This window comes from Paenibacillus tyrphae (assembly GCF_024158745.1).
In the GTDB taxonomy this organism is placed as follows: domain Bacteria; phylum Bacillota; class Bacilli; order Paenibacillales; family NBRC-103111; genus Paenibacillus_G; species Paenibacillus_G tyrfis_A.
Window position 1 is genome coordinate 1 of record NZ_JAMZAW010000014.1, and the last position, 23,280, is coordinate 23,280.

Annotated in this window: 18 protein-coding genes and 16 tRNA genes; 28 read left to right on the plus strand and 6 right to left on the minus strand. The window is 53.6% G+C overall.

The genetic code is table 11. From position 1 onward, the window contains the following. Positions 1-40: 40 nt before the first annotated feature. The 20 genes from NI000_RS20645 to NI000_RS20740 all read left to right on the plus strand — a co-directional run bounded on the left by NI000_RS20645 (position 41) and on the right by NI000_RS20740 (position 4,981). A tRNA-Asn gene (locus tag NI000_RS20645) sits at positions 41-116 on the plus strand. 5 nt (positions 117-121) lie between these two features. Beyond that, a tRNA-Ser gene (locus NI000_RS20650) sits at positions 122-210 on the plus strand. Between the two features lie 33 nt (positions 211-243). Next, positions 244-318, plus strand: a tRNA-Glu gene (locus NI000_RS20655). A 9-nt stretch (positions 319-327) separates the two neighbouring features. Next, positions 328-403 (plus strand) — tRNA-Val (locus tag NI000_RS20660). Positions 404-419: 16 nt separating this feature from the next. Further along, positions 420-496: transfer RNA gene (locus NI000_RS20665), tRNA-Met, on the plus strand. 12 nt (positions 497-508) lie between these two features. Continuing rightward, a tRNA-Asp gene (locus NI000_RS20670) sits at positions 509-585 on the plus strand. A 72-nt stretch (positions 586-657) separates the two neighbouring features. After that, positions 658-732: transfer RNA gene (locus NI000_RS20675), tRNA-Thr, on the plus strand. 25 nt (positions 733-757) lie between these two features. Beyond that, positions 758-833, plus strand: a tRNA-His gene (locus NI000_RS20680). Between the two features lie 7 nt (positions 834-840). Then, positions 841-912 (plus strand) — tRNA-Gln (locus tag NI000_RS20685). A gap of 12 nt (positions 913-924) precedes the next feature. Beyond that, positions 925-997 (plus strand) — tRNA-Lys (locus NI000_RS20690). A 21-nt stretch (positions 998-1,018) separates the two neighbouring features. Beyond that, positions 1,019-1,093 (plus strand) — tRNA-Gly (locus NI000_RS20695). A gap of 62 nt (positions 1,094-1,155) precedes the next feature. Further along, positions 1,156-1,230 (plus strand) — tRNA-Gly (locus tag NI000_RS20700). Between the two features lie 10 nt (positions 1,231-1,240). Continuing rightward, positions 1,241-1,320: transfer RNA gene (locus NI000_RS20705), tRNA-Leu, on the plus strand. 7 nt (positions 1,321-1,327) lie between these two features. Continuing rightward, a tRNA-Pro gene (locus tag NI000_RS20710) sits at positions 1,328-1,404 on the plus strand. Positions 1,405-1,418: 14 nt separating this feature from the next. Further along, positions 1,419-1,492, plus strand: a tRNA-Gly gene (locus tag NI000_RS20715). Between the two features lie 7 nt (positions 1,493-1,499). Next, positions 1,500-1,573, plus strand: a tRNA-Arg gene (locus NI000_RS20720). 238 nt (positions 1,574-1,811) lie between these two features. Further along, positions 1,812-2,273, plus strand: a complete 462-nt coding sequence (locus tag NI000_RS20725) for a GreA/GreB family elongation factor (RefSeq protein WP_253413335.1) — start codon at positions 1,812-1,814, stop codon at positions 2,271-2,273. 247 nt (positions 2,274-2,520) lie between these two features. Then, positions 2,521-3,276, plus strand: coding sequence for a 2-dehydro-3-deoxy-D-gluconate 5-dehydrogenase KduD (kduD, locus tag NI000_RS20730; protein ID WP_253413336.1), 756 nt, complete (start codon positions 2,521-2,523; stop codon positions 3,274-3,276). Next, positions 3,276-4,259: a sugar kinase gene (locus NI000_RS20735; RefSeq protein ID WP_253413499.1), complete on the plus strand. Its 984-nt coding sequence runs from the start codon at positions 3,276-3,278 to the stop codon at positions 4,257-4,259. The genes kduD and NI000_RS20735 overlap by 1 nt, the downstream gene beginning before the upstream one ends. Before the next feature lie 59 nt (positions 4,260-4,318). After that, positions 4,319-4,981, plus strand: a complete 663-nt coding sequence (locus NI000_RS20740; RefSeq protein WP_253413337.1) for a bifunctional 2-keto-4-hydroxyglutarate aldolase/2-keto-3-deoxy-6-phosphogluconate aldolase — start codon at positions 4,319-4,321, stop codon at positions 4,979-4,981. 111 nt (positions 4,982-5,092) lie between these two features. Here the strand turns inward: NI000_RS20740 and NI000_RS20745 are convergent, their stop codons facing one another. The 4 genes from NI000_RS20745 to NI000_RS20760 form a co-directional block, all read right to left on the minus strand. Further along, positions 5,093-9,643 carry a glutamate synthase-related protein gene (locus tag NI000_RS20745; protein WP_253413338.1) on the minus strand — a complete coding sequence of 1,517 codons (4,551 nt, stop codon included), beginning with the start codon at positions 9,641-9,643 and terminating at the stop codon, positions 5,093-5,095. A gap of 503 nt (positions 9,644-10,146) precedes the next feature. Further along, on the minus strand, positions 10,147-11,502 hold the full coding sequence (locus tag NI000_RS20750) for a glutamate-1-semialdehyde 2,1-aminomutase (protein ID WP_253413339.1): 1,356 nt from the start codon (positions 11,500-11,502) through the stop codon (positions 10,147-10,149). Between the two features lie 90 nt (positions 11,503-11,592). Further along, positions 11,593-12,402 carry a PhzF family phenazine biosynthesis protein gene (locus NI000_RS20755; RefSeq protein WP_253413340.1) on the minus strand — a complete coding sequence of 270 codons (810 nt, stop codon included), beginning with the start codon at positions 12,400-12,402 and terminating at the stop codon, positions 11,593-11,595. A gap of 70 nt (positions 12,403-12,472) precedes the next feature. Further along, positions 12,473-13,504 carry an LCP family protein gene (locus NI000_RS20760; RefSeq protein ID WP_253413341.1) on the minus strand — a complete coding sequence of 344 codons (1,032 nt, stop codon included), beginning with the start codon at positions 13,502-13,504 and terminating at the stop codon, positions 12,473-12,475. 191 nt (positions 13,505-13,695) lie between these two features. Between NI000_RS20760 and NI000_RS20765 the strand changes: the two genes are divergently transcribed. Genes NI000_RS20765 through NI000_RS20775 form a run of 3 tightly spaced genes read left to right on the plus strand, consistent with a single transcriptional unit; the run spans position 13,696 to position 16,327 of the window. Beyond that, the gene (locus NI000_RS20765; RefSeq protein ID WP_253413342.1) at positions 13,696-14,748 is read left to right on the plus strand and encodes an ABC transporter ATP-binding protein; all 1,053 of its coding nucleotides are present in this window, start codon (positions 13,696-13,698) and stop codon (positions 14,746-14,748) included. Then, entirely contained in the window at positions 14,741-15,535 is a 795-nt protein-coding gene (locus NI000_RS20770; protein WP_253413343.1) for an ABC transporter permease, read from the plus strand. The genes NI000_RS20765 and NI000_RS20770 overlap by 8 nt, the downstream gene beginning before the upstream one ends. A 6-nt stretch (positions 15,536-15,541) precedes the next feature. Further along, positions 15,542-16,327, plus strand: coding sequence for an ABC transporter permease (locus NI000_RS20775; RefSeq protein ID WP_253413344.1), 786 nt, complete (start codon positions 15,542-15,544; stop codon positions 16,325-16,327). A 98-nt stretch (positions 16,328-16,425) separates the two neighbouring features. Here the strand turns inward: NI000_RS20775 and NI000_RS20780 are convergent, their stop codons facing one another. Beyond that, positions 16,426-16,638, minus strand: coding sequence for a hypothetical protein (locus tag NI000_RS20780; RefSeq protein ID WP_253413345.1), 213 nt, complete (start codon positions 16,636-16,638; stop codon positions 16,426-16,428). A 384-nt stretch (positions 16,639-17,022) separates the two neighbouring features. On the opposite strand from NI000_RS20780, the gene NI000_RS20785 reads away from it, so the two are divergent. From NI000_RS20785 to NI000_RS20795, 3 genes are all read left to right on the plus strand, one after another. Next, a complete protein-coding gene (locus tag NI000_RS20785) occupies positions 17,023-17,691 on the plus strand; it encodes a hypothetical protein (protein ID WP_253413346.1) in 669 nt (222 codons plus the stop codon). 151 nt (positions 17,692-17,842) lie between these two features. Beyond that, positions 17,843-18,331 (plus strand): thioredoxin-dependent thiol peroxidase, encoded by a 489-nt coding sequence (gene bcp, locus NI000_RS20790; protein WP_253413347.1) that lies wholly within the window; start codon positions 17,843-17,845, stop codon positions 18,329-18,331. 141 nt (positions 18,332-18,472) lie between these two features. After that, entirely contained in the window at positions 18,473-19,558 is a 1,086-nt protein-coding gene (locus tag NI000_RS20795) for a lactonase family protein (RefSeq protein WP_301292607.1), read from the plus strand. Between the two features lie 12 nt (positions 19,559-19,570). On the opposite strand, the gene NI000_RS20800 is transcribed toward NI000_RS20795, so the two are convergent. Beyond that, on the minus strand, positions 19,571-20,563 hold the full coding sequence (locus tag NI000_RS20800) for an ABC transporter substrate-binding protein (protein WP_253413349.1): 993 nt from the start codon (positions 20,561-20,563) through the stop codon (positions 19,571-19,573). A gap of 199 nt (positions 20,564-20,762) precedes the next feature. Here NI000_RS20800 and NI000_RS20805 point away from each other — a divergent pair, with 199 nt between their 5' ends. Continuing rightward, complete coding sequence (locus NI000_RS20805; RefSeq protein ID WP_253413350.1) at positions 20,763-22,175, plus strand: polysaccharide deacetylase; 1,413 nt, start codon at positions 20,763-20,765, stop codon at positions 22,173-22,175. 118 nt (positions 22,176-22,293) lie between these two features. Further along, a complete protein-coding gene (locus NI000_RS20810; RefSeq protein ID WP_253413351.1) occupies positions 22,294-23,268 on the plus strand; it encodes an AAA family ATPase in 975 nt (324 codons plus the stop codon). Positions 23,269-23,280: the final 12 nt, after the last annotated feature.

Sequence of the window (23,280 nt, forward strand, 5' to 3'; positions counted from 1 at the left end):
GGATATGATTCGACACTTCATACTCCACAACTGTTAACGTTCCCTGATAGCTCAGTTGGTAGAGCACTCGACTGTTAATCGAGTTGTCACAGGTTCGAGTCCTGTTCGGGGAGCCATTCTTGGAGAGGTGTCCGAGCTGGCCGAAGGAGCACGATTGGAAATCGTGTAGGCGTCACAAGCGTCTCGAGGGTTCGAATCCCTCTCTCTCCGTAGAGTTTTATCATCGCTCTTATTTAATAGCATGGCCCGTTGGTCAAGGGGTTAAGACACCTCCCTTTCACGGAGGTAACAGGGGTTCGAATCCCCTACGGGTCACCATTATCCCATGGAGGCTTAGCTCAGCTGGGAGAGCATCTGCCTTACAAGCAGAGGGTCGGCGGTTCGATCCCGTCAGCCTCCACCATAGAATTACTTACTGACGCGGGGTGGAGCAGCCCGGTAGCTCGTCGGGCTCATAACCCGAAGGCCGCAGGTTCAAATCCTGCCCCCGCAACCAATTTATTTGTGTGGAGCCGTGGTGTAGAGGCCTAACATGCCTGCCTGTCACGCAGGAGACCGCGGGTTCGAATCCCGTCGGCTCCGCCATTTAGAAGCTTTTAGCTTCGGAACGAAACGGACAATATCCGAGGGTTCCGAAATTTTTAATTTATGTACCGTGCCGTCGTAGCTCAGCGGTAGAGCAACGCACTCGTAATGCGTAGGTCGGTGGTTCGATTCCTCTCGACGGCACCATTTATGCCACATGGCAATTCATATGGCGGTCGTGGCGAAGTGGTTAACGCATCGGATTGTGGCTCCGACATTCGAGGGTTCGATTCCCTTCGATCGCCCCATAGTCATTGGGGATTAGCCAAGCGGTAAGGCAACGGACTTTGACTCCGTCATGCCTAGGTTCGAATCCTAGATCCCCAGTATTTTCAGCACGAGCCATTAGCTCAGTTGGTAGAGCACCTGACTTTTAATCAGGGTGTCGTAGGTTCGAGTCCTACATGGCTCATCTTCTTACAAAATAAATTGAGCGGAAGTGGCTCAGGGGTAGAGCATCGCCTTGCCAAGGCGAGGGTCGCGGGTTCGAATCCCGTCTTCCGCTCCATCGCAACTTTTGCTTATGAAGATTGACAATCGCTCGTTTTAGTTTTAATCTAAAGTTAGTTTGCGGAAGTGGCTCAGGGGTAGAGCATCGCCTTGCCAAGGCGAGGGTCGCGGGTTCGAATCCCGTCTTCCGCTCCATTTATGATATGCCGGTATGGCGGAATTGGCAGACGCGCGCGACTCAAAATCGTGAGGGAAACCGTGGGGGTTCAAGTCCCTCTACCGGCATTTATAACGGGACGTAGCTCAGCTTGGTAGAGCACCTGGTTTGGGACCAGGGGGTCGCATGTTCGAATCGTGTCGTCCCGACCATTCAATATTTTAATGCGGGTGTAGTTCAATGGTAGAACTCCAGCCTTCCAAGCTGGTAGCGTGGGTTCGATTCCCATCACCCGCTCCATGCGTAAGTTCCAGTAGCTCAGCTGGATAGAGCAACGGCCTTCTAAGCCGTCGGTCGGGGGTTCGAATCCCTCCTGGGACGTCATATTCGAAATTAAGGAGGTCTGGAAACAGGCCTTTTTTGTTGTGTTCTTGTGGCTATTGGCGTTCCCGTTTATAGAGGCTTGGAATTATGGCATTTGTGGAAAAGTTCTGATACAATGGGTTAAAGCTCCTTTCGAGGGGCTTATTTTATTAAGGAGGAACGCATATGAGTCCTATGGCAGCACAAAGGCTGAACTCACGAAGGATAAGAACGTATATAGGGGGGGATATCTACTATGAACCCTAGTTTCGGACGTGGTGCCCGTACCCAATTAATTAACCAATTGCTCTATTTTGACGAACAAAGCAGTGCGTTTCTTGATGACTTTTGCCCTCAGCAAGGCAAGGAACGAGCGAATCTCGAAAAGTTCATCGAACAATATACAGCAGTTTTGGAACGTCTATTGGCGCAAGATGAAGTGCAGTTCATGCATTCCTTATATTCCAAAGTGCTGATCGGCAGTAGTGTAAAAGTAAAGTATGAGGATGACGGTTTAGAGGAAACGTTTACGATTGTATTCCCAACCTTGATCGCGCCTGATAAAAACTATGTTTCATTCTTATCCCCTATGGGGCGGCAGTTGCTTTTAGCTACGTCCGGGGCGGTACAAACGATTGAAATTCCTGCCGGCAGCTTTGCTGTAACGATCGAAGAAGTGAAATACGCTTACTCTGGGGAATTTACGAAGACAGGCTAAGCGGCCTTTGAAAAACATCAGACTGAACATAAGGACAGCTCCTTTCGATATAGGGGCTGTTCTTCTACATTAACCACCAGGAGATCGCCTAGAGCTATACAAAATGTCTACAAAATTTAGCGTTCCGGTTACATTTTGGACCCGGCTATAGCAGTTTGCACCAGTATGACTTATAATAAAAGGGATGAGCAATCCGAATAGAACGTAAGCTCGGATACGCTTAAAACGTTTAAATGGGGTGTAGAGGATGAATTTGTTTGATTTGACCGGAAAAGTGGCTTTAGTAACTGGGGGAGCCGTAGGTCTTGGTGCGGGTATCTCCTTAGGCTTGGCCAAGGCAGGCGCGGACATCGTTATCGTTACGAGCACCGACCGTTCGCGTGAGGTTGAGCAGCAAATCCAAGCGATGGGCCGCAAGGCACACACCATCATAGCGGATCTGATGGATGAAAGCGTATTGAAGAGCGTAGTAGACGAGGCGTTGTCCGTATTTGGGAAAATTGACATTTTGGTTAATAATGCCGGCATTATTCGGCGTACACCGGCTGCCGATCACGCGGCGCAGGACTGGCATGATGTGCTGAATTTGAACTTAAACTCTGTTTTTTTCCTGTCACAGCTTGTTGGGCGTGAAATGATTAAACAAGGGTCGGGTAAAATTATAAATATTGCATCGATGTTAAGCTTTCAAGGCGGGATCAATGTGCCGGGCTATACGGCTTCCAAGCATGCGATTGCCGGAGTAACTAAGGCGCTTGCGAACGAGTGGGCCAGCAAAGGCATTCAAGTTAACGCTATCGCTCCGGGGTACATGGCTACCGACAATACGGCAGCGCTTCGTGCGGATGAAGAGCGAAGCTCGCAAATTTTGGTGCGTATTCCAGCCGGGCGCTGGGGAACTACGGAAGATATGCAAGGACCGATCATATTCCTCGCGTCACAGGCTTCAGACTACATGAGCGGCCACGTGCTTTGTGTGGACGGGGGATGGATGGCGAGATAATGACGGAGAACGGACGAGCGGAGCAGCAGCAGATGTTTCAGCCGGAAATCATTACATTCGGGGAATCGATGGCATTGATGATGCCGGAAGGAAGCAAGGGAATCGAATATTCGTCCCGCTTCCAAGGGCTGTTCGGCGGTGCGGAAAGCAATGTGGCGATCGGGGTGTCCCGTCTGGGCCACAGAGCAGGCTGGTTCAGCCGCCTTGGGAAAGATCCGCTAGGCCGCATGATCATGAAAAAAATCCGCGGTGAGGGCGTTGATGTCTCCCGTGTCGAGCTGACAACGGAAGCGCCTACCGGCTTGATGCTCCGCGAGGTGGTATCCGGGAAAACATCGGTTTATTATTACCGAAAGGGTTCGGCAGCCAGTACGCTGAAGCCGGAGCATTTGGACGAGCAATATATTAAGCAGGCTAAATATTTGCATGTAACTGGTATTACGACAGCGCTCAGTCCGACCTGCCGGGAAACGGTCAGGGAAGCGATGAAACTGGCCCGCAAGCATGGCGTGAAGGTTTGTTTTGATCCGAACTTGAGGCTGAAGCTGTGGTCACTGGAGGAAGCGCGAGAGGTGCTGCTGGAATTGGCCCAGGAAGCGGATTATTTCCTCCCGGGGCTGGACGAGCTGAAGCTGCTGTACCAAACGGACAGCTTCGACGACATTGTGGCCCAGCTCAGCCAGCTTAAAGCGGTATCGATTGTCAAAGGCGGCGAAGACGTCACGTATATCGTCGAACAAGGCCGCGTAAGCTCGGTGCCGTATTTTAAAGCGGAGCAAGTGGTGGATACGGTCGGGGCAGGAGACGGTTTTTGCGCAGGCTTTTTCGTTGGGTTGCTCAAGGGCTATCGTTTGGAAGAAGCGGTCCGCCTCGGTAACCTGATCGGCTGTATGGTGGTACAGATGGAGGGAGACTGGGAAGGCATTCCGACCTGGGAGCAAGTAGAGGCATTTCTAAACAACGTAAAGCATGTCGAGAGGTAGTATCCGATGCAACGAAATACATGCACTACTAACTTCATATTAGGAACGGATGAGAAAATATGAAAAAAATCAAGCTTTTGCAGCAGCTGACTAGTGAAGGCGTGGTAGCGGTTCTGCGCGGAGAGACGCCGGAAGAAGTCGTCGAAATGGCTGAACAGGCGATCGCAGGCGGCATTAAAGTTATCGAAGTGACAATGACGGTGCCGTTTGCGCTGCAAGCTATCGAGAAGCTGGCCAAAAAATATTCAAGCTCGACACAAGATCCGTCCAAGTATGCGATTATCGGCGTAGGTACGGTATTGGATCCGGAAACGGCACGGGCGGGTATTCTCAGCGGAGCGGAATTCGTGGTCGGTCCGGCGTTAAACCTGGATACGGTTACGTTGTGCAACCGGTACCGCGTACCTGTGATGCCGGGCGTGATGACGATTCAAGAGATTCAGCGGGCACTGGAGCTTGGCGTGGATATCGTGAAGCTGTTCCCGGGCAACCTGTACTCGCCATCGACGATCAAAGCAATCAAAGGGCCGCTTCCGCAAGCCAACGTTATGCCGACCGGGGGCGTCTCGCTGGACAATCTCGCCGATTGGATCAAGGCGGGAGCAGTGGCTGTCGGTATCGGTTCCGATCTGACGACGGAAGCCGTCAAAACGGGAAATTTCAGTCTGGTAGCCCAAAAAGCCGCGCAATATATCGAAGCTTACCGGGCCGCGAAAGGCTAAGTTGTCCATCATCTATAGCATATAAAAAAGCAGCGTATTCCCAAACGTTCGTTCGGGTAACGCTGCTTTTTTCTTTGATGAAGATCTTACGAAGGTTGTTTCTTATCGAGTTTATTCGGTAGCTACCGATTGATCGGCTTGCAGACCGACCGGTGCGATCCGAACGAAGCTCGTTTGCAGGTTGTTCAGCAAATGCTCCACTTTCGCTGCGGCTTCCGGTTGCCCGGACTTCACGAGCTCTTCATGGTATGCGCCGAGCAGCTCGCTCAAGTCTTTCATACTTTGTACACCGACCGGTTCGATTTTGACCTTGGCGCCTTTGGCTACCCGGCGTTCGATGGCGGCTTGATCCAGACCCATCTCCGGTACGAGGCGTTGGTAAATGACGCCGCCCGTCATCCCTGCGCAAATCCAAGGACCCGGATCGCCGAGCACAACAGCGCGGCCGTTGGTCATGTATTCAAAGGCGAAGCCTTTCAAGTTCGCACGGGCTGCGATGCCGCCGAGCTCATCTTGAATCGGTGCCGTGATTTCGCCGCCGAATACGACGTCTGCGCCGGAGAACCGGATGCAAGCACGGGTATCGGCATTGCCTTGAATCAGGAACAAGCCTTTTTGCGCGCCGTAGCCGAACGACTTGCCCACGGAACCATTGATGAATTGCTTATGCTTGCTTGGTGCTTTCAGAATCGCGACTTTACCGCCGAGCGACATTTTGCCGACGCCGTCTTCCGCACCGCCGTGAACCGTGATGTTTACGCCGCGGGCATTGAAAGCGGCCAATCCGTTACCCGGTACGGAGCCTTCGGTCATGGTGATGCTTACTGGAGGCAGCGCATCGTAGCTGCCGTCGAAACGATCTCTTACGCGATGGCTTGCATAGCGGCTGCCAAGAATACGGGATTCCGCATCGACTTTGGACCAAGTACGCTCCACCGGCGATTCGAACGAAACGGCATCCGGGAAAAATTGCTGGCCTTCTGCGCCTGCCGCAATGCGAATATCCGAAGATACCGCCGCCGCGACTTCCTCCAAAGCTTCTTGTGCTGCCGCCAAGGACAGCGGAGCCGGACGGAGCAGGTCGGACAGATCGATTTTCTCAAGATGGCTTACTTGCTGCAGCAAGTCGGAACGGCCAACGAGGTCTTGCAGGTTTGCAAAGCCGAGTTGAGCGACGATGTCCCGTACTTCGCGGCCGATCCCGCCAAACAAACGAACAAGCGATTCAACAGCCGTATCGTAGACGCGAGGCACGAAGCGGCGAAGGCCTTTTTCTTCGGCTTCTTCCATCGAGTCGATTTGCGTCGCGATTCCGACGTGACATGTATCCAAGTGACAGCCGCGGCACGTCGTACAGCCGATGGATTGCATTGCGATAGATCCGAAGCCGATGCGGTTCGCGCCGAGCATGACCATTTTCACAACGTCGGCACCGGATTTCATGCCGCCGTCGGACCAGAGCTCCACTTTGTGGCGTAGCCCGGCTTCGATCAGCGCGATATGCGCCAGCTTCGTACCGATTTCGGTCGGCAGACCGACGTGCGTAATGGAGTGAATCCGAGCCGCACCCGTACCGCCGTCAAAACCGGACAACGTGATCACATCCGCGCCCGCTTTGGCAACGCCTACTGCAATCGTGCCGATCCCAGGGACGACCGGAACTTTGACGATGATTTTCGCCTTGCGTCCGCTCGCTTCCTTCAGCTCAGAAATGATTTGCGCCAAATCCTCGATCGAATAAATGTCATGGTTGTTGGACGGCGAAATCAGGTCGGAGCCGATGGTCGCGTTCCGTGCCAATGCGATCTTCGCCGTTACTTTCGAGCCCGGCAGGTGACCGCCTTCGCCCGGTTTCGCGCCTTGACCGATCTTGATTTCCAAGAAGGCAACGGCGTTCGCCAGCTCGACGTTAACGCCGAAACGTCCGGACGCGACTTGGGCGCCGCGGGTCCGCTTATAGCGGCCGAGCATGTCTTTGATCTCGCCACCCTCGCCGTTCATGGTTACCATGTTCAGGCGCTCGCCGGCTTCGGCGTAAGCGCGGAATGCCGTCTCGTTCTGCGATCCGAAGGACATGGAAGAGATGAGCATCGGCAGATCGTGGCCGCCGATGCCAATCTCGACTTGGGAAGGGTCGAGCGGCTTACGGCCTTCGGCGTGCGCTTTCTCATAATTGAAATCCGCAACGTGCCGGATGGAAATACCGTTTTTCTTTTCTTCTTCGCGCAGCTTGTCGCGATAGTCTTCGTACGGAGCCGCTCCGGAAGCCGCATCACCGAGCGCTTTCCACATCCGTTGGAAGAAACGGAAGTTGCGGGCTGCTTTTGCTTTAGGATTGGCAAAGTCGTTGTAACGGGCTTCGGCATCGGCTTCAAGCTCGGCAAAGCCGGTTCCTGCCTTATCGCTGCCCAGGTAGTTTACAATATCCAGTACGTCGGCGAGTTCTGGCTTCAGGCCGATCGACGAGAAGAAGCGGGTATAACCGCGAAGCTCGTGCGTACCGATCGTGGAGATAACCTTCTCCAAGCCTTTCATCAAAGCGGTGAACACTTTGCGTGCCGCCGGTGCACCGTCCTTTGCCGCTGCCGTAGTAAACAAGATGTAAGGGGACAGCACATCCGCGCCCAAGCCGCAAGCAACGGCCATATCGTGCAGGTTGCGGATAGCCGCGCTGCGCAGTACGATCGTCGTTTGACGGCGCAGGTTGTTGCCGTAGCCGAGCTTCACTTCGCGAAGCGCGATATCGACTTTGGATACGGCCAGATGCGGGTCCATCCACAGCCGGTCGTTCTGATGCGCCTCGCTATCGTCCAGCACAAGCAGCATAGCGCCTTTGCGCACGGCTTGCACGGCGTCCGCCGCAAGCTGCTCCAGGGCATCCTTCAGCGAAGTGCCGCGGGCGAACGTCGTCGACAACGTGGCGACGGCATCGCCGTTTTGCGCACCGAACATGGCGACAAGCTGCTCGTAGCTCGGCTGTTTCAATTCAGCCAAAGAATCGATACCGTTGCTGCCCTCCAACACGACGGGATAAAGCAGCTCTACCCGCAGCCGATCATCCGGCTGGCTGTACACGGCTGGGCGAGGCCCTACGACAACGCGCGTGGAGAAGTGCTCCATCTCGCGGTCGCGGTCGATCGCCGGGTTGGTAACAACAGCGACGCTTTCTTTAATGAAATCCGGAATATTCTGACGTTCCCAGTTCAACGCGGCATGCGGGCTATCATGACCGAGCGAGCGAATCGGCTCTGCGCCGGTCTCGGCGGTCGTTTCGATCATTTGGATGCCGTCGCGGTCCCATCCGAACGCGCTATAGAGCGCATCAGTAGGCGTGACGTCGGCGGAAGGCGCCGCTTCGACGGCCGGAATTTCATTATTCAAGTGCTTGCGCTGTCCATCAAGGCCAAGACGGCTTTGCACGCGCTCCAGCACGGTGGATTGCACCAGATGATACGGAATAACCTGAACATGCTCACCCGGTGTCAGGACGACGCCGACTTTTTCGCCCGGTGCGATCGGTTTCGGATCTGCGACCATCTCGCCGACCGTAATGACGCCTTGTTCCGAGGAGAAATACAGGGACGTTTCGCTTTCCACCATCCATACCGGACGCAGACCAAGCGCGTCGACGCTGAAAATGCACTCGTTGCCGTAACGGGAAACGATTCCTGCCGGTCCTTGCGCGTAATGGCCCCAAGCTTGGCGGAAGTAGACGTACATGTCCTGCAGTTCCGGACGGAAAAGCTTCATTTCGTTAAGAATCGGAGGGAAAACGACTTCCATCGCTTCGAACAAGCTGAGGCCGAAACGGTGAATGAACGTTTCGATGGTACGGTTCATATCCTGGGAGTCGCTGCCGCCGTCAACGAGGGGCACGCCGACCATGTCGGCTTCGATCCGCATCTTTTTCACCGTATTGATCTCGCCGTTATGGCCAAGCAGCGAGAACGGCTGCACGCGGAAGAAGCTGGATTGAGTGTTCGTGGAGTATCGGTTGTGTCCGATAGTAACCTGCGCTGCGAACAGCGGGTCGCGGGTGTCATTGAAGTATTTCGGCAAAATGCTGGCGGCGCCCATCACTTTGTAAGCGGCCGTGACGTTGCTGAGGGTGGCGACGTGTACGTTATATTTGGCTTCGATCGCCACATGAAGCTCAAACAGATGGTCGGAGACTTTCACTTCCTGCTTGTCACAGAGACCTGCGATTTGCCAGAAGGTCGGTTCGTCGTTTCGTCCGTTCGGACCGAGCACGCTGCTGTCCACTTGATTTTCCTGCTCCAAGAGGATGCTGACTTGGAACTGGGAGAACAGCTCGCGGATGCCTTTTTGCATATCGGGAGCGGAGATGTCCAGCTTGCGCGGCACGAAAATGTGCGCGACGGAGAATCGCTCGTCATAAGCAAGCTTGCCGTCGAGACCGGCGTCGGTCAGCTTTTTCTCCCACAGGGCGCGCGGAATGTCGGTCAGGATGCCGCAGCCGTCGCCTTCCCCGTTAATGAAACCCGAACGATGCTCCATTTTCACGAGGGCGTCGATCGTCTTTTGAATGTTGTCGCGGGACGGAAATCCGTCTTTTTCAATAATACAGATGATACCGCAGCTATCATGTTCGGTGGCCAATAAATTCTGAAAGCGGCCTTCATTGCGCATAACTTGATTCATTCTCGTGGTCAGCAGGCTGACCGTCACCTCCCATTAAAATTAGTTGCGGGTTCGTCCTGAAAAGAAGGCTTTGTTCATGTGAAGCAAGAAAGCGGAAAGAGTCAACGAATCATTGCAATGAATAAAAATACATTTATTCTGCATAATTGACTTGATTTTCGGTTTCTCGATTCAGCAGAAGCTGTGCGGAAGCGGGTGATAAAAGGGACAACGCCCCAACCGTCCAAACGCACAGCTTCATAGTTAACATGGCAAAAACCTTACATTTAGCCGAATTTACTTAGTTTAAAAGTATTTATAGAATATCACGAAATTTCATGTGAGACAATAGAACATTGAAGGGAAATGTTAATTGTAAGCGCTGTCTATTTTGCATAACTGGTGAATAAAGGCAATTTCGGAGCGGAATGATGAGGGTTGATAAAAAACGAACGAACTATTATCTTTTTCCGATAATAGTTCGTGATTTGGGTGATAAATGGAATTTATTGCCGATCTCTCGGTTAAGCGTTCATGCGGGCGAATGCGCGATTTGCCGCTTCTATCGTATAAGCGACGTCTTCGTCCGTATGAGCCGTCGTCAAGAACCAGGCTTCATATTTGGAAGGAGCCAGGCAGATGCCATCCTCCAGCATGTAGCGGAAAAAGGCTGCAAACTGCTCGCCGTCGGTATTTTGAGCTTCGTCGTAATTCGTAACCGGATGGTCGCAAAAGTGTGTCGACAGTGCGCCGCGGATGCGGTTTACGGTTAGGGCGATGCCGTGCTTGCGAGCCCCTTCGGCCAGACCCGCTTCCAGCATGGCGCCGAGCCGGTCCAGCCGCTCGTAGGTGCCGGACTCCTGTAGCGCCTCCAAGCACGCGATCCCGGCGGAAATCGATGCCGGGTTACCGGCCATAGTGCCGGCTTGGTATGCCGGTCCGAGCGGAGCCACTTGCGCCATGATCTCTGCGCGGCCACCGTAAGCGCCGATCGGCAGTCCGCCGCCGATGATTTTTCCAAGGGCCGTCAGATCGGGCTCAATGGCTGTATAATCGGTGCCCTCGGGCAACCCGGCGAAGGTGGAGGCAGCGCCGTAATGGAAGCGGAACGCGGTGATTACCTCGTCGTAGATGACAAGGGAGCCGTTCCGGCGGGCGGCGGAGCACAGTCCTTCCAGGAAGCCGGGCTTCGGCATGACCATGCCGAAGTTGCCGACAATGGGCTCGACCATGACCGCGGCCACGTCGCTGCCCCAGCGCTCCAGCGCGGCGTCCAGTGCGGCGAGGTCGTTGAACGGCACGGTAATGACCTCGTGCGCGATGCTGACCGGAATACCGGCGCTATCCGGTATGCCCAGGGTGGACGGGCCGGAGCCCGCGGCGACGAGCACAAGATCCGAGTGGCCGTGGTAGCAGCCGGCGAATTTGATGATTTTGTTCCGGCCGGTATAGGCGCGGGCTACCCGGATCGTCGTCATCACGGCTTCGGTACCGGAGTTGACGAAGCGGACCTTATCAAGCGACGGAATCGCTTCTTTCAGCATGCGGGCGAAGCGGATTTCGAGCTCGGTCGGCGTACCGTACAATGTGCCATTCTCCGCCGCACGGACAATGGCGGAGGTCACATGAGGATGCGCGTGGCCGAGAATGATCGGACCGTAGGCGGCCAAATAGTCGATGTAGCGGTTGCCGTCCTCGTCCCAGAAATACGCTCCTTGCCCGCGTTTCATGAATACGGGCGCTCCGCCGCCCACGGCTTTGAAGGAGCGGGAAGGGCTGTTGACTCCGCCGACGATATGCTCGAGCGCTTCCGCATAAAGCGCTGCAGAGCGTGTGCGGGGCTTGGCTTCGGATGCGTTAGACGCAAATGGATTGCTCATTAGGATTCAAGTCCTTTCCATCTATGTATATCTACATTATAAAGGATTAGCGTTCCGGCAGTGAATTTTTCTCTGAATCTGATCGGTGCCTCATTCTGCAGGAAGGTGGAGAAGCGAGCCTTTAAGCACCGTTACCGCTTGACCATGGATGTGAAGACGGTCATCGACTAGCGCCAGTCTAAGAACGCCTGATCGTGCAGACGATTGAATGGCCGTCATCCGGTCTTTTCCCAGCTTGTCCCGCCAGTAAGGCGCCAGTGCGCAATGGGCCGATCCGGTTACCGGATCTTCGTCGATTCCCAGCGCCGGGAAGAAGCAGCGGGAGGCGAAGTCGTACCGTTCATCCTGCGAACGGGCCGTAACCAGCACGCCGCGGACGCCAAGCTCCGCCATGATGGCAAAATTGGGCTTTAGCTCCCGCACGGCTTCCTCCGAGTCCAATTCGACCAGCAAATCCAGCCCGTTGGTTCCGATAAAACGGGGCACGGCCCCGCCCAGGGCATCGGCCAATCGGTTCGGCGCGTCCGTTTCGGTAATCCGCTCCACGGGAAAATCAAGCCGGATCCAGCCATCCTCGCTCACGGAGGCCGTCAGCGGGCCGCTAAGTGTGTGAAAAGTCAAAGCCTGTTTGCGGTCTGCCCGCCCGGTTTCCCACAAGTAATGAGCGCTGGCCAGCGTAGCATGGCCGCACAAATCCACCTCAACCGTCGGCGTAAACCAGCGAAGCTGGTAGCTCCCGTCCTGTTGGGGGGAGAGAAACGCCGTTTCCGATAAGTTCATCTCCATCGCAACCTGCTGAAGCCATGGGTCGGAAGGATAGCGCTCCAGCAAACAAACCGCCGCAGGGTTGCCGCGAAACGGCTTGTCCGCAAACGCGTCAATAATGTGCATTTCCATCATAAGAACGGTGCTCCTTTCAGGTCAAAAGCGGGAAGCCCCAGGCCTCCCGCTCGCGTATGGTTCATAGCTGCTATTGTTTTTTGGCCGGTACGGTGCCGGTCGTGCTTTTATTGCCACCTTCCTTGCCGGCAGGAGCCAGAGGGTCCCTGCCTTCGAACAGTGCCTTGATGTAATCCTGCAGCTTGGTACGGTTTACGCTGAGGACTTCGGCGCCGCCGACCCGTTTTTCAATCAGCAGCTCGGAAGGCGGAATTTGCTGGCTGACCATCCCCTCGGTTTTGGCCTCGAAAGCGAGCGTGCCGAGCTTCAGCATGTCAGTTGTCGTCAAGTTCGTTTCGAGGTAAGGATCGATGCTGTTCAATATTTTCGGCAGTCGGATCAGGGATCCGGTCGTCTGCATTTTTTGCGCGACGGCCTGCAAAAATTTGCGCTGCCGCTCGGTGCGGGAAAAGTCGCTCATCGCATCGTGCCGGAACCGGACGTACTGCAGCGCCATTTTTCCGTCAAGGTGCTGCATGCCCTTTTTCAGATCGATATCGTACTCGTGGCCGTCTTCCGAATCGCGGTATTTCATGTCCTTCTCTACCTCGAGATCAATGCCGCCGATGGCGTCGGTCAGCGCGATGAAGCCTTTGAAATCGGTATAGAAAAAATATTGAATCGGAATGCCGAGCAGGTCGCTAACCGTGCGCATGGCCAGATTCGGCCCGCCGATGGCAAGTGCCGTATTGATGCGGTCCTCGCCATGCCCTGGAATTTTCACGTACGTGTCGCGCAGAATGGAAAATAAGTACGCTTCCTTCGTCACCGGATCGATGGAGGCGACCATAATTGAATCGGAACGCGGAACTTCGTTCTTTTTGAGTCCCCGGGAATCGCCGCCGAGAATGAGTACGTTCACCCGCGAATTGCCCTCCCATTTGGGCGGGGTGTAGCTGTCCGACATGCCGAGCTGCTTCGGGGTAAGTCCGCCGAATTTGGTCGTTTCGGGATGACTTTGAATGTTATTGGCAAATTGAACAAATGAATATGTAAAATAGCCGATTCCTGCAAGCAACAGCAGCAGCAGCGAAATGAAAAGCCATTTTATCGTACGGACCATGGGAATTCGGTTCCCTCCTCTGGTTGCGTTCGCTTTTCCTGATCGTAAGGTTGGTGTATCATAACGGGTATAGGTTTTGACAATGCCGCAGGAACATGCATACGTTAGGACAGGAAACTATTTCATTATTATAAAAGGTTTCAATCCGCGCCTGCAAGCTTCGGCATATTTTGACAGGAGGACCTACACCTATGAATCTCGCCATCGATGTGCATCGGCTGAGAAAAGAATTCAAAGTGCAGAAAAACCGGGAAGGCTTGAAAGGCGCTGTACGCGACCTGTTCAGGAGAGAGTATAACCAAGTCGCCGCGGTGAAAGACATCAGCTTCCAAATTCCGCAGGGTGAGATTTGCGGCTACATCGGCGAGAACGGAGCGGGCAAATCGACCACGATCAAAATGCTGACCGGCATTCTCGTTCCCACTTCCGGAGATATTCGCGTTGGCGGCTTCGTTCCTTATAAAGAGAGGGAAAAATTCGTCCGCAACATCGGCGTCGTATTCGGCCAACGCAGCCAGCTTTGGTGGGATATCGGCGTGATCGAATCGTTCCAGCTGCTCAAGAAAGTGTATCGCGTCCCGGATGCGGAATACCGCAGCCGTATGGACGAGCTGGTGGAGCGGCTGCAGCTTGGTGAGCTGCTGAACCGGCCTGTGCGGAAGCTGAGTCTGGGCCAGCGGATGCGCTGCGAGCTTGCCGCGTCGCTCATTCACAATCCGGAAATTTTGTTTCTGGACGAGCCTACGATCGGTCTGGATATTATGGTCAAGACGGAAATCCGCGAGTTTCTGAAATCCATGAACAAACGATACGGCACGACCATTCTGCTGACAACCCACGATCTGCAGGACATTGAAGCGCTGTGCTCCCGGGTCATTATGCTCGACGACGGCCGGATCATCTACGACGGAGGGCTTGAGGAGTTAAAAGAGCGCTGGGGCAAAGGCAAAGAAGTTATTCTCCGGTTCTCGGAGCCGGTATCGCTGCCCCGTTTGCAGGAGCTGACCGCAGGATTGCAAGTGGAATGGTCGCTCGATAACGAGCTGACGGCCAAAGTATGGATTCCCCAGCAGGCGGCAAGCGTCTCCGAGGTGCTCAGCCGGGTCGTCGGTATAACGACGATCGAGGACATTAAAATCCTCGAAACGAATACGGACGACATCGTGCGGGAAATTTACAAATCCGGATCGGCGGAAGCGAAAAAGGAGCTGCGCGAAGAACAGGAAGTGACGCTGCATGGTTAGCGCTTATCTGGACATTATCCGCATCCGCTTCTTGATGATGCTCGCTTACCGGGTCAATTATTACAGCGGGATTATTATTTATGCCCTTAATATCGGGGCGTACTATTTTCTGTGGAAGGCAATTTACGGGACGAAAGAGCTGCTCGGCGGGATGACCGTGACACAGATGACGACTTATGTGGCTATATCGTGGATGGCGAGGGCGTTTTATTTTAACAATCTGGACCGGGAAATTGCGAACGAGATCAAAGACGGCAGTGTCGCGATCCAGTTCATCCGCCCGTACAATTACATCGTCGTCAAAATGATGCAGGGTCTCGGTGAAGGCTTGTTCCGGTTTTTTCTATTTTCCGTGCCGGGCATGGTGATCGTCTCGTTCTTGTTTCCGGTGCAGCTGCCGTCAGATCCGCTGACCTGGCTTATTTTTCTCGCCATGCTGTTTTTCAGCTTCCTGATCAATACGCAGATCAATATTATTACCGGCCTGTTTGCCTTTTTCCTTGAAAACAACGAAGGCATGATGCGAATGAAGCGGGTAACCGTCGATTTGTTCTCCGGCCTGGTCGTGCCAATGTCGTTCTTCCCGGGCTGGGCGCAAGAGCTGATGAATCTGCTGCCGTTTCCGGCGATCACGTACTTGCCTGGGTCCGTCTTTACCGGCAAGGTCGCCGGTAGCGCCGTTTATAACGTATTTGCCATCCAAATCGTCTGGTTCGTGCTGTTGATTGTGCCGCTCTATGTATTGTGGCGGAGCGCGCGGACGCGGCTGTTCGTACAGGGAGGGTGATGGCGCATGTTCTATGCTAGCCTGTTTGTCAATTATTTGAAAAATTACATGAAAACGCGGCTCACCTATCGTTCCGATTTTTGGATCGAGGTGCTGTCCGATCTGTTGTTTAACGGGTTGAATTTATTTTTCATCCTCGTCGTGTTCCAGCATACCGCGGCGATCGGCGAATGGAACGAGCAGCAGATTTTGTTTATCTATGGCTATTTTATGGTGCCTTACGGCTTGTTTATTACGTTTTTTAATCTCTGGGGATTCACCGAGCGGTACATCGTCAAAGGTGAAATGGACCGGATCTTGACCCGGCCGGCGCATAATCTGGTGCAGCTAATGCTGGAAAATATGGACCCGTCCTCGCTGTTCAGTGCGCTGGTCGGTCTGATCATCATGATCTATTCCTGGACACAGCTTGATCTCGGGATGATGTGGTACGATCCGCTCATTCTGCTTGTGCTGGTGCTCGGTTCAATCATGATTTACGGGGGCGTGTACATTTTCTTTACATCGTTGTCGTTTTTCTCAGATTCGCCTACCGGCATTTTGCCATTGCTGTGGAACCTGCAAAACTACGGGCGATACCCGATGACGATCTATAACCGTCTTCTTAACATCATGCTGACATGGGTGCTGCCGTTCGGCTTCGTCGGCTTTTATCCGGCCGCCTATTTTCTGGACCGGGCGAATTGGGGAACGTTCGCCTTGCTTACCCCGCTGGTCGGGCTTGTCTTCCTGACCTTCGGGCTGACGGTGTGGAATTACGGGGTGAAGCGGTACCGCGGAGCGGGCTCGTAGATTACGGAGTATTATGTAACAAGTAACATATTGGGATCGCGAGGAGCTGCCGACAGGCAAGCTCCTCTTTGGCATACCCGGACGAGCCGGGAAGAAGGTCACCCTTTGTACCCCTTGCCCGTGGACCATTCGTCTCTCTCGGAATACGAGTAAATATGCTGCGGGCAAGGGACGCAATGATGACGGTTGACGATTTCAACCGGGTGGATGACCTGCACGATTTGGGGATGGTAAAAATCCCGGTATATCCGGATGGGGGGATCGTACATGGTTTGGGTCGGGCACTGAGGATAGCAATCGTAATCGTACATGCAAAGCGGCCCCTTTCGGTTTGGATTTACTCCATAGTATGCGGCAAACGTCTAGTGGATTGGGCCGGTCCCCAGTTCGGCGAAAATTTCAAAAAGTCAAGTCTCTTTGTTTTAAGATTTTTTTAAGCTTTCTTTCATTTTCCTTTAAGCTTGACGTAACGTTGAGTTCATATTTCACTCCTATACTAGCAATAAATCCCTTACCATGAACTGGCACGTTCAAAAAATAGACATAATTGATGATTTTGAGCGAGTTGACAGGGTGGTTTATCCAGTGGTAGAATACCAATCATAGGGAATTGAACATATGTTCAAAACGTTTGTTCAAAACAAATGTTCAAGGCATATGTTCGAAATATAAAAAAGGATAAGGTGGAGAGAATCATGAAAAAATGGACTGGAAAAGCAATGGCATGTACGGTAGCAGCAGCTGTATTGTTTGGTGGAATCGGCGGATTGGCAACGGCTCCTAAGGCGTTTGCGGATGACGAAATTACGTATAATGTCGTTCCGGATATGTCGATACCGCTGCACAAACGCGTAGATCTTGGTTTGAATGCCATTGTCGTTCAAGCATCCGGCATTATTGAGATGAGTGTGGAGGATTTGAAGGATGAACTCCAAAAAGGCAAAACGATCGCAGAAGTGGCCAATCTGCACGGGGTAAATCATTCGGAATTGCTCAGCAGATTGATCAATCCTATGATTGATAGAGTTGACAATGCTCTGAGCCAAAAGGTCATCACTGCAGGCGAAGCAACACAATTGAAACAAGAAGCAACCGATACGGTTACTGCAGCTGTCAGCAAAGGTGGCTATAAAGATAAACTGCAAGGCACATACAGCAAAAAGCTTAAGCTGAAAACTCAAGTCGATGAAGAGTCCGTAGCAAAAGTACTTGGCATCTCTGAAGCTGAGTTAAGCACTTATTTCAACAACGGCAAAACGATTGCCGATATTGCGAAAGAAAAAGGCCTTAACGAAGATCAAGTCATTGCAGGCTTGAAGGATGAGCTGAACGCTTCCCTGAAAGCATTCATCAATAAGAAATAAGAGCTTCAAAACATTTATAGCAAAGCCGTCCTTTTTGAGGGCGGCTTTTTCATTTCGTGGATTAGAAGGTCTGGTAAGGATCAGGTTGTTTTGCGGCGACGGAGTTTCGTATAATGCTTGTACAAAGAAAAAATTGAGGAGATGAACAACTATGCCGCAGCTTCAACCCGGACAACCTGTTCCGGATTTTACTCTGACAGCCGGAAGCGGGGAATCTGTAACACTATCGCAGTTTCGGGGCAAATACGTCGTTCTGTATTTCTACCCCAAGGATATGACGCCGACATGCACGGAGGAGTCCTGCCAGTTCCGCGATTACAACGGACAATTCCAGGCGTTGAACACTGAAGTGATCGGGATTAGCCCGGACGACCTGAAGTCCCATGGGAAGTTCGCGGCCAAGTACGAGCTGCCGTTCCTGCTGCTCTCCGATCCCGATCACGAGGTATGTGAGTTGTTCGGCGTTTGGCAGCTGAAAAAGATGTACGGACGCGAATATATGGGCGTGGTGCGGTCGACGTTTGTCATTGATCCGCAAGGCAAGCTTGTCCGTGAATGGCGCGGCGTTCGGATCAAGGGCCATGTCGAGCAGGTGCTGGAAGCCGTCAAGGCCGCTCAGGCAGGAGTAGGGTCCTTATAGCAAATGTTCGTCTAAAAGCCGGGAGCAAAGCATAGCAGCCCCGGCTTTTAAATTCGTATCAAGACGGCGAAGCAGGAATGCATACGGGGGATGGCGAAAACAAATCTTAGCAATAAATTTCCAGCAAGGGAGCGTTCGTGAATGCAGCGGTATGAAAAACAATCCAGCCGGATCGTCTATGTAGGAACTTATAATGGCGGCGGAAACGATTCTTTATATGTACTTAGCATGGATAAGTCAACCGGGAAGTTGTCTGCCATTGGCGCTTATGCGGAGGTCGAGATGCCTTCTTTCTTGACGATAGATACGGAACGCGGCAGGCTGTTTGCAGTAAGCGAGCTGCAGGATGAGGCAGGCAAGGAAGGCGGGGAAGTGGCTTCTTACGATGTGGAAGCGGAGACCGGGGCTTTGCGCTATATCGGCAAACAGCCTTCTTTCGGAGCTTCGCCGTGCCATCTGGTAACAGACCGTGAGGGGAAGCGGCTCGTCGTAGCCAATTATACAAGCGGGAGCGTAAGCCTATACCCTATCTCGGAAGATGGAAGTATCGGCTCATTGGCGGATCGGAAACGGCATGAAGGACATAGCGTTCGCAGCGACCGGCAGGAAGCGGCTCATGCGCATTGTACCGTCCTGAAAGATTCCCGCATTTACGTCACAGATCTCGGAACGGACAAAATCATGATCTACAACATTCAAGAGAACGAGGCAGAGCCGTCGCTTGTTTTACATGGCGAAGTGCAGGTGCATGCCGGGGCGGGTCCACGTCATATGGCGTTTCATCCTGTGCTTCCATATGCGTATGTGATTAATGAACTCGATTCTACGATTACGGCGTTTGCTTACGGACAAGAAGGTGGAACGCTTCAGGAAATCCAGACGGTGTCCGCGCTGCCGGAAGGGTTTGCAGGGGAGAGCTACTGCGCCGATATTCATATCGGGGTGTCCGGGGATTACTTGTACGGCTCCAACCGCGGGCACGACAGCATAGTCGTCTATCGCATCGACCGGACCAACGGCAATCTGACGCTGATCCAGCACGAGCCGACCGGCGGAGCATGGCCGAGAAATTTTGCCGTCACGCCGGACGGGAAATTCGTGTTGGCCGCCAATCAAAATACGGACTCCATTGTCACGTTGGCTGTAAATGAAAACACCGGCCGGCTGGAGCCCACAGGTCATGAGCTCCGCATACCGAAACCGGTGTGCATCCAATTTTTCGAGTAACGGGCAGCAGGTTTATTTCAGCAGGTATTGATCCACTTCGTCCAGCATCTTATTGGCGGCGATGATCCCGCCGGAGGAGTTCCAAATATCGTCGCTCACTTTAATCACTTTGTTGTTCTTCACGACGTTTAAGTTTTTCCAAAGCGGGTCGCCCGTCCAGTCTTTCTCGACGGCGCTCGCTTCTTTTTTATCGTTATCCCACACATAGTAGAACAGAATATCTCCGTCCATGTCCGGGAGGCGTTCCTTGTTGATTTCGACCGCAAACTCGTTCTTGTCCTGCGCGGCCGGACGTTGGAAACCGATTTTGCTGAGCGCAAGTCCTGCAAACGTATCCTTCATATAAAGCCGTGCTTTCCCCGGAACAAAGCGAACAAGAGATACTTTCGTATTAAGCTTGTCTCCCGCTTTGGCTTTCATGTCCGCGATGCGTTTGTCATATTGCTGCAAAAGCTGCTCGCCCTCGGCTTTTTTGTTAACGGCTTCGGCATATACCCGGAAGTTTTTCTGCCAGTCGGATTGCAGACGCTCCGAGAATACCGTCGGCGCGATGGCTGCGAGCTGCGTGTATACTTTCTCCTGCCGCAGCTTGTTGCCGAGGATCAAATCAGGCTTCAGCTTGGCGATCGCCTCAAGGTTCGGCTGGTTCTCGTCACCGACGACCTCGACGCCTTCCAGATCTTTCTTCAAGTGATCGTACCACGGGTTGCCGGACCAAGATTTAACCGCTCCCACAGGTTTAAAGCCAAGAGCAAGCAGGGCTTCCGTTCCTTCGTTGGTCAGGACGACGATCCGTTTCGGTTGAGCGGGAACTTTGGAAGAGCCCATCGCGTGGTTGATCGTTAGTTCGGATACGGCTGCCGCAGCAGGCTGCTTCTGGGTCGTATCATTAGACGGGGCTGGGGGGTTAGCCGTGCCGCAGCCGCTCAGCATCGCACCCAATGCGGTTGCGCAGGCCAAGAGCGCAGCAGCGGATTTCCATTTCGAACGCAAAGATGTAAACAAAGATGATACCCCTCTCTTTATAAATGAAAATGATTATCATTATCGTAAAAAATTCTACCTTGTTACACTCCCCTTGTCAATCTATTCTTCCATGGTTGTCCGACGAATTTTTCGGGGCGGCGCTCCGGTCATAAAAGAGAAAAACCATCCATATATTCTATCAATACCCATTTCATAGAACTATACGGAGGGATCTCTCATGAAGTACAGACCGCAAGCTTATTCGTTCCACATGATAAGCACCATTTGGACATCCATGCTTGGCCTTACGATCCTGTGGCTTACGGTCTTGACGAACACGGCAGGGGCGGCACCCGGCCATGAAGGAGAGGAAGCTTTATTTGCGCAGCTGAAATCGGGCAAACGCATGGCAATCGAAAAAAGCTATACTCCGGCGGAGAAGCCGACGGTGTACCTGACCTTCGACGACGGACCGAGCAAGCTGACCCCGAAGGTGCTGGACATGTTGCGGGAGGAGGGTGTCCGGGCCACCTTCTTCGTGCTGGGCGAGCAGGTGCAGGAGCGACCGAATATAGCGAAGCGTATTGTGGAGGACGGCCACGCCCTCGGCAATCATACGTATAACCACGTCTACCGGGAGCTGTATTCCGATTTTCGCGCATTTTGGGAGCAGGTCCAGAAGACGGAAAATATATTGCGGGAGACGACGGGCGTCAGGCCGCGTCTTATCCGTGCTCCGGGCGGGACGTACGGCAATTTTGACGCTTTTTATTTCTATTATTTGGGGCAGGCCGGCTACGAGATTTTCGATTGGACCATCGACAGCGAAGATGCAAGGCGCCCCGGGATGACGGCGGATCAGATTGCCCGTACGGTGGAAAAAGGACCGTTCGGAAACGAGGTCATTGTGCTGATGCACGACGGTTCGGGGCATGAAGAAACGGTAAAAGCACTTCCCCGGATCATCCGGTTATTTAAACAAAAAGGCTATGCTTTCGCAACGCTAACTCCGGAGGTGAAGCCGGTACAGTTTTCTAGCGAGAAACCGAAATGGTCCAGAACGGAAACTCGCGAATCGTTCGACAGCCTGCTAGCCGCTGCGCACGAACATAGGGAGCGTTGGACTGCAGAAGATATTCCGGACAAAGATGACTCTCCGAAAGCGCTGCCTGGCTCGCCCGCAGTCATCGCTTATACGGAAGCCGGTCAAAAGGGAGAGCCGGATCGTTTGAATGTGCATTTAGGCGACCGCACGCTTGCTTTAACGAAGGAGCAGTTCCGTATTCGGGACGGGAGCTATAGGGTACCTCTGAGACCATTGATCGAAGCGATGGGCGGAACCGTAGAGTGGAGCGCCGAGTACCGGACGGCTATCGTACGCTATGGAGCGATTACGGCCGAGTACGATTTGGCCCGGCAGGAGCTGAGGGTACGGCGTCCTGCAGCCGAATGGGATGCCGAAGCGAAGCTGCGCATTCACCCGTTTCCTGAAATGGAGCTTGCGGACGGGACGCTGTATGTGCCGCTCCGTCAAACGCTGGAGCACCTGGGCGACCGGGTGTTATCCAGCGAGGTTCCACACGAACGGGGGGGCGTTGAGGTGCAGGCGGCAGTCTATGGCGGCTACCGGACCGGATGGATGCATATTTGATAGACGTAAGGAAGCCTTCCACTCAAGTCTAAAAGCTATGAAAACCGGACATACTGAATGCTAGAATGCAAGATTTGGAAAAACTTGCATACCAAGATTCAGGCAGGAGGTTTTCAGGGTGACAAAATCTGTGAATCTGACGGATACGCCGCAGGCGGTGCTTGAACGGATCGTGTATCAGGTGGAGAAGGTCATCGTAGGCAAACGGGAGGTCATCGAAAAGCTGCTTGTGGCGCTGCTTTGCGGCGGGCATGTGCTATTGGAAGACGTCCCCGGCGTAGGCAAAACGATGCTTGTGCGCGCGCTGGCGAGAACGATCGACAGCAGCTTCAAGCGGATTCAATGCACCCCGGATTTGCTGCCGTCCGATCTGACCGGGGTTTCGGTGTACAACCAACGCAGCGGCGAATTCGAATTCCGTCCCGGGCCTCTGCTTGCCCATATCGTATTGGCCGACGAGTTGAACCGCGCATCGCCGCGGACGCAAGCCGCCATGCTGGAGGCGATGGAGGAGAAGCGGGTGACGGTCGACGGAACGACCTATCCGCTGCCGGAGCCGTTTTTTATTCTGGCGACGCAAAATCCCGTCGACTTCGAGGGCACGTTCTCGCTGCCCGAAGCCCAGCTCGACCGGTTTATGGTGAAGCTGCGTCTCGGTTATCCCGATCCGCTTGGCGAGGTGGAGATGCTGGGGCGTATGGAAGAGCCGTTTCCGCTTGCTCAAATTCGTACGGTCGTCTTCCAAGAGGAATTTGTCTCCCTTCAAAAGGAAGCCCGAGCCGTTCATGTCGACGATACGATCAAGCAGTATATCGTCCAGCTGGCGACGGCAACCCGCACGCATCCGGACGTCTCGCTCGGCGCCAGTCCGCGGGCTTCGGTTGCATTGATGCGTGCCTCCCAGGCGCAGGCGTTCCTGAAGGGCCGCAGTTATGTTATCCCGGACGACGTGAAGGAGCTGGCCGTTCCCGTACTGGCGCATCGCTTGACGCTAGCGCCGTCTGCGCTGCTGTCCGGACGTCAGGCGGAAGCTCTTGTCGCTTCGATCGTCGCCAGTGCGCCGCTGCCGGTTCGCCGGCATGCCGCAGGCTGAGGAAAGGCGGCA

Bases quoted from the DNA above. Each gene is read 5' to 3' on its own strand.
- NI000_RS20725 (WP_253413335.1), top strand. From the start codon at position 1,812: ATGAACCCTAGTTTCGGACGTGGTGCCCGTACCCAATTAATTAACCAA.
- NI000_RS20775 (WP_253413344.1), top strand. From the start codon at position 15,542: ATGTTCTATGCTAGCCTGTTTGTCAATTATTTGAAAAATTACATGAAA.
- NI000_RS20745 (WP_253413338.1), bottom strand. From the start codon at position 9,643: ATGAATCAAGTTATGCGCAATGAAGGCCGCTTTCAGAATTTATTGGCC.
- bcp (WP_253413347.1), top strand. From the start codon at position 17,843: ATGCCGCAGCTTCAACCCGGACAACCTGTTCCGGATTTTACTCTGACA.
- NI000_RS20805 (WP_253413350.1), top strand. From the start codon at position 20,763: ATGAAGTACAGACCGCAAGCTTATTCGTTCCACATGATAAGCACCATT.
- NI000_RS20735 (WP_253413499.1), top strand. From the start codon at position 3,276: ATGACGGAGAACGGACGAGCGGAGCAGCAGCAGATGTTTCAGCCGGAA.
- NI000_RS20770 (WP_253413343.1), top strand. From the start codon at position 14,741: ATGGTTAGCGCTTATCTGGACATTATCCGCATCCGCTTCTTGATGATG.
- NI000_RS20795 (WP_301292607.1), top strand. From the start codon at position 18,473: ATGCAGCGGTATGAAAAACAATCCAGCCGGATCGTCTATGTAGGAACT.
- NI000_RS20780 (WP_253413345.1), bottom strand. From the start codon at position 16,638: ATGTACGATTACGATTGCTATCCTCAGTGCCCGACCCAAACCATGTAC.
- NI000_RS20755 (WP_253413340.1), bottom strand. From the start codon at position 12,402: ATGATGGAAATGCACATTATTGACGCGTTTGCGGACAAGCCGTTTCGC.
- NI000_RS20740 (WP_253413337.1), top strand. From the start codon at position 4,319: ATGAAAAAAATCAAGCTTTTGCAGCAGCTGACTAGTGAAGGCGTGGTA.
- NI000_RS20765 (WP_253413342.1), top strand. From the start codon at position 13,696: ATGAATCTCGCCATCGATGTGCATCGGCTGAGAAAAGAATTCAAAGTG.
- kduD (WP_253413336.1), top strand. From the start codon at position 2,521: ATGAATTTGTTTGATTTGACCGGAAAAGTGGCTTTAGTAACTGGGGGA.
- NI000_RS20750 (WP_253413339.1), bottom strand. From the start codon at position 11,502: ATGAGCAATCCATTTGCGTCTAACGCATCCGAAGCCAAGCCCCGCACA.
- NI000_RS20760 (WP_253413341.1), bottom strand. From the start codon at position 13,504: ATGGTCCGTACGATAAAATGGCTTTTCATTTCGCTGCTGCTGCTGTTG.
- NI000_RS20785 (WP_253413346.1), top strand. From the start codon at position 17,023: ATGAAAAAATGGACTGGAAAAGCAATGGCATGTACGGTAGCAGCAGCT.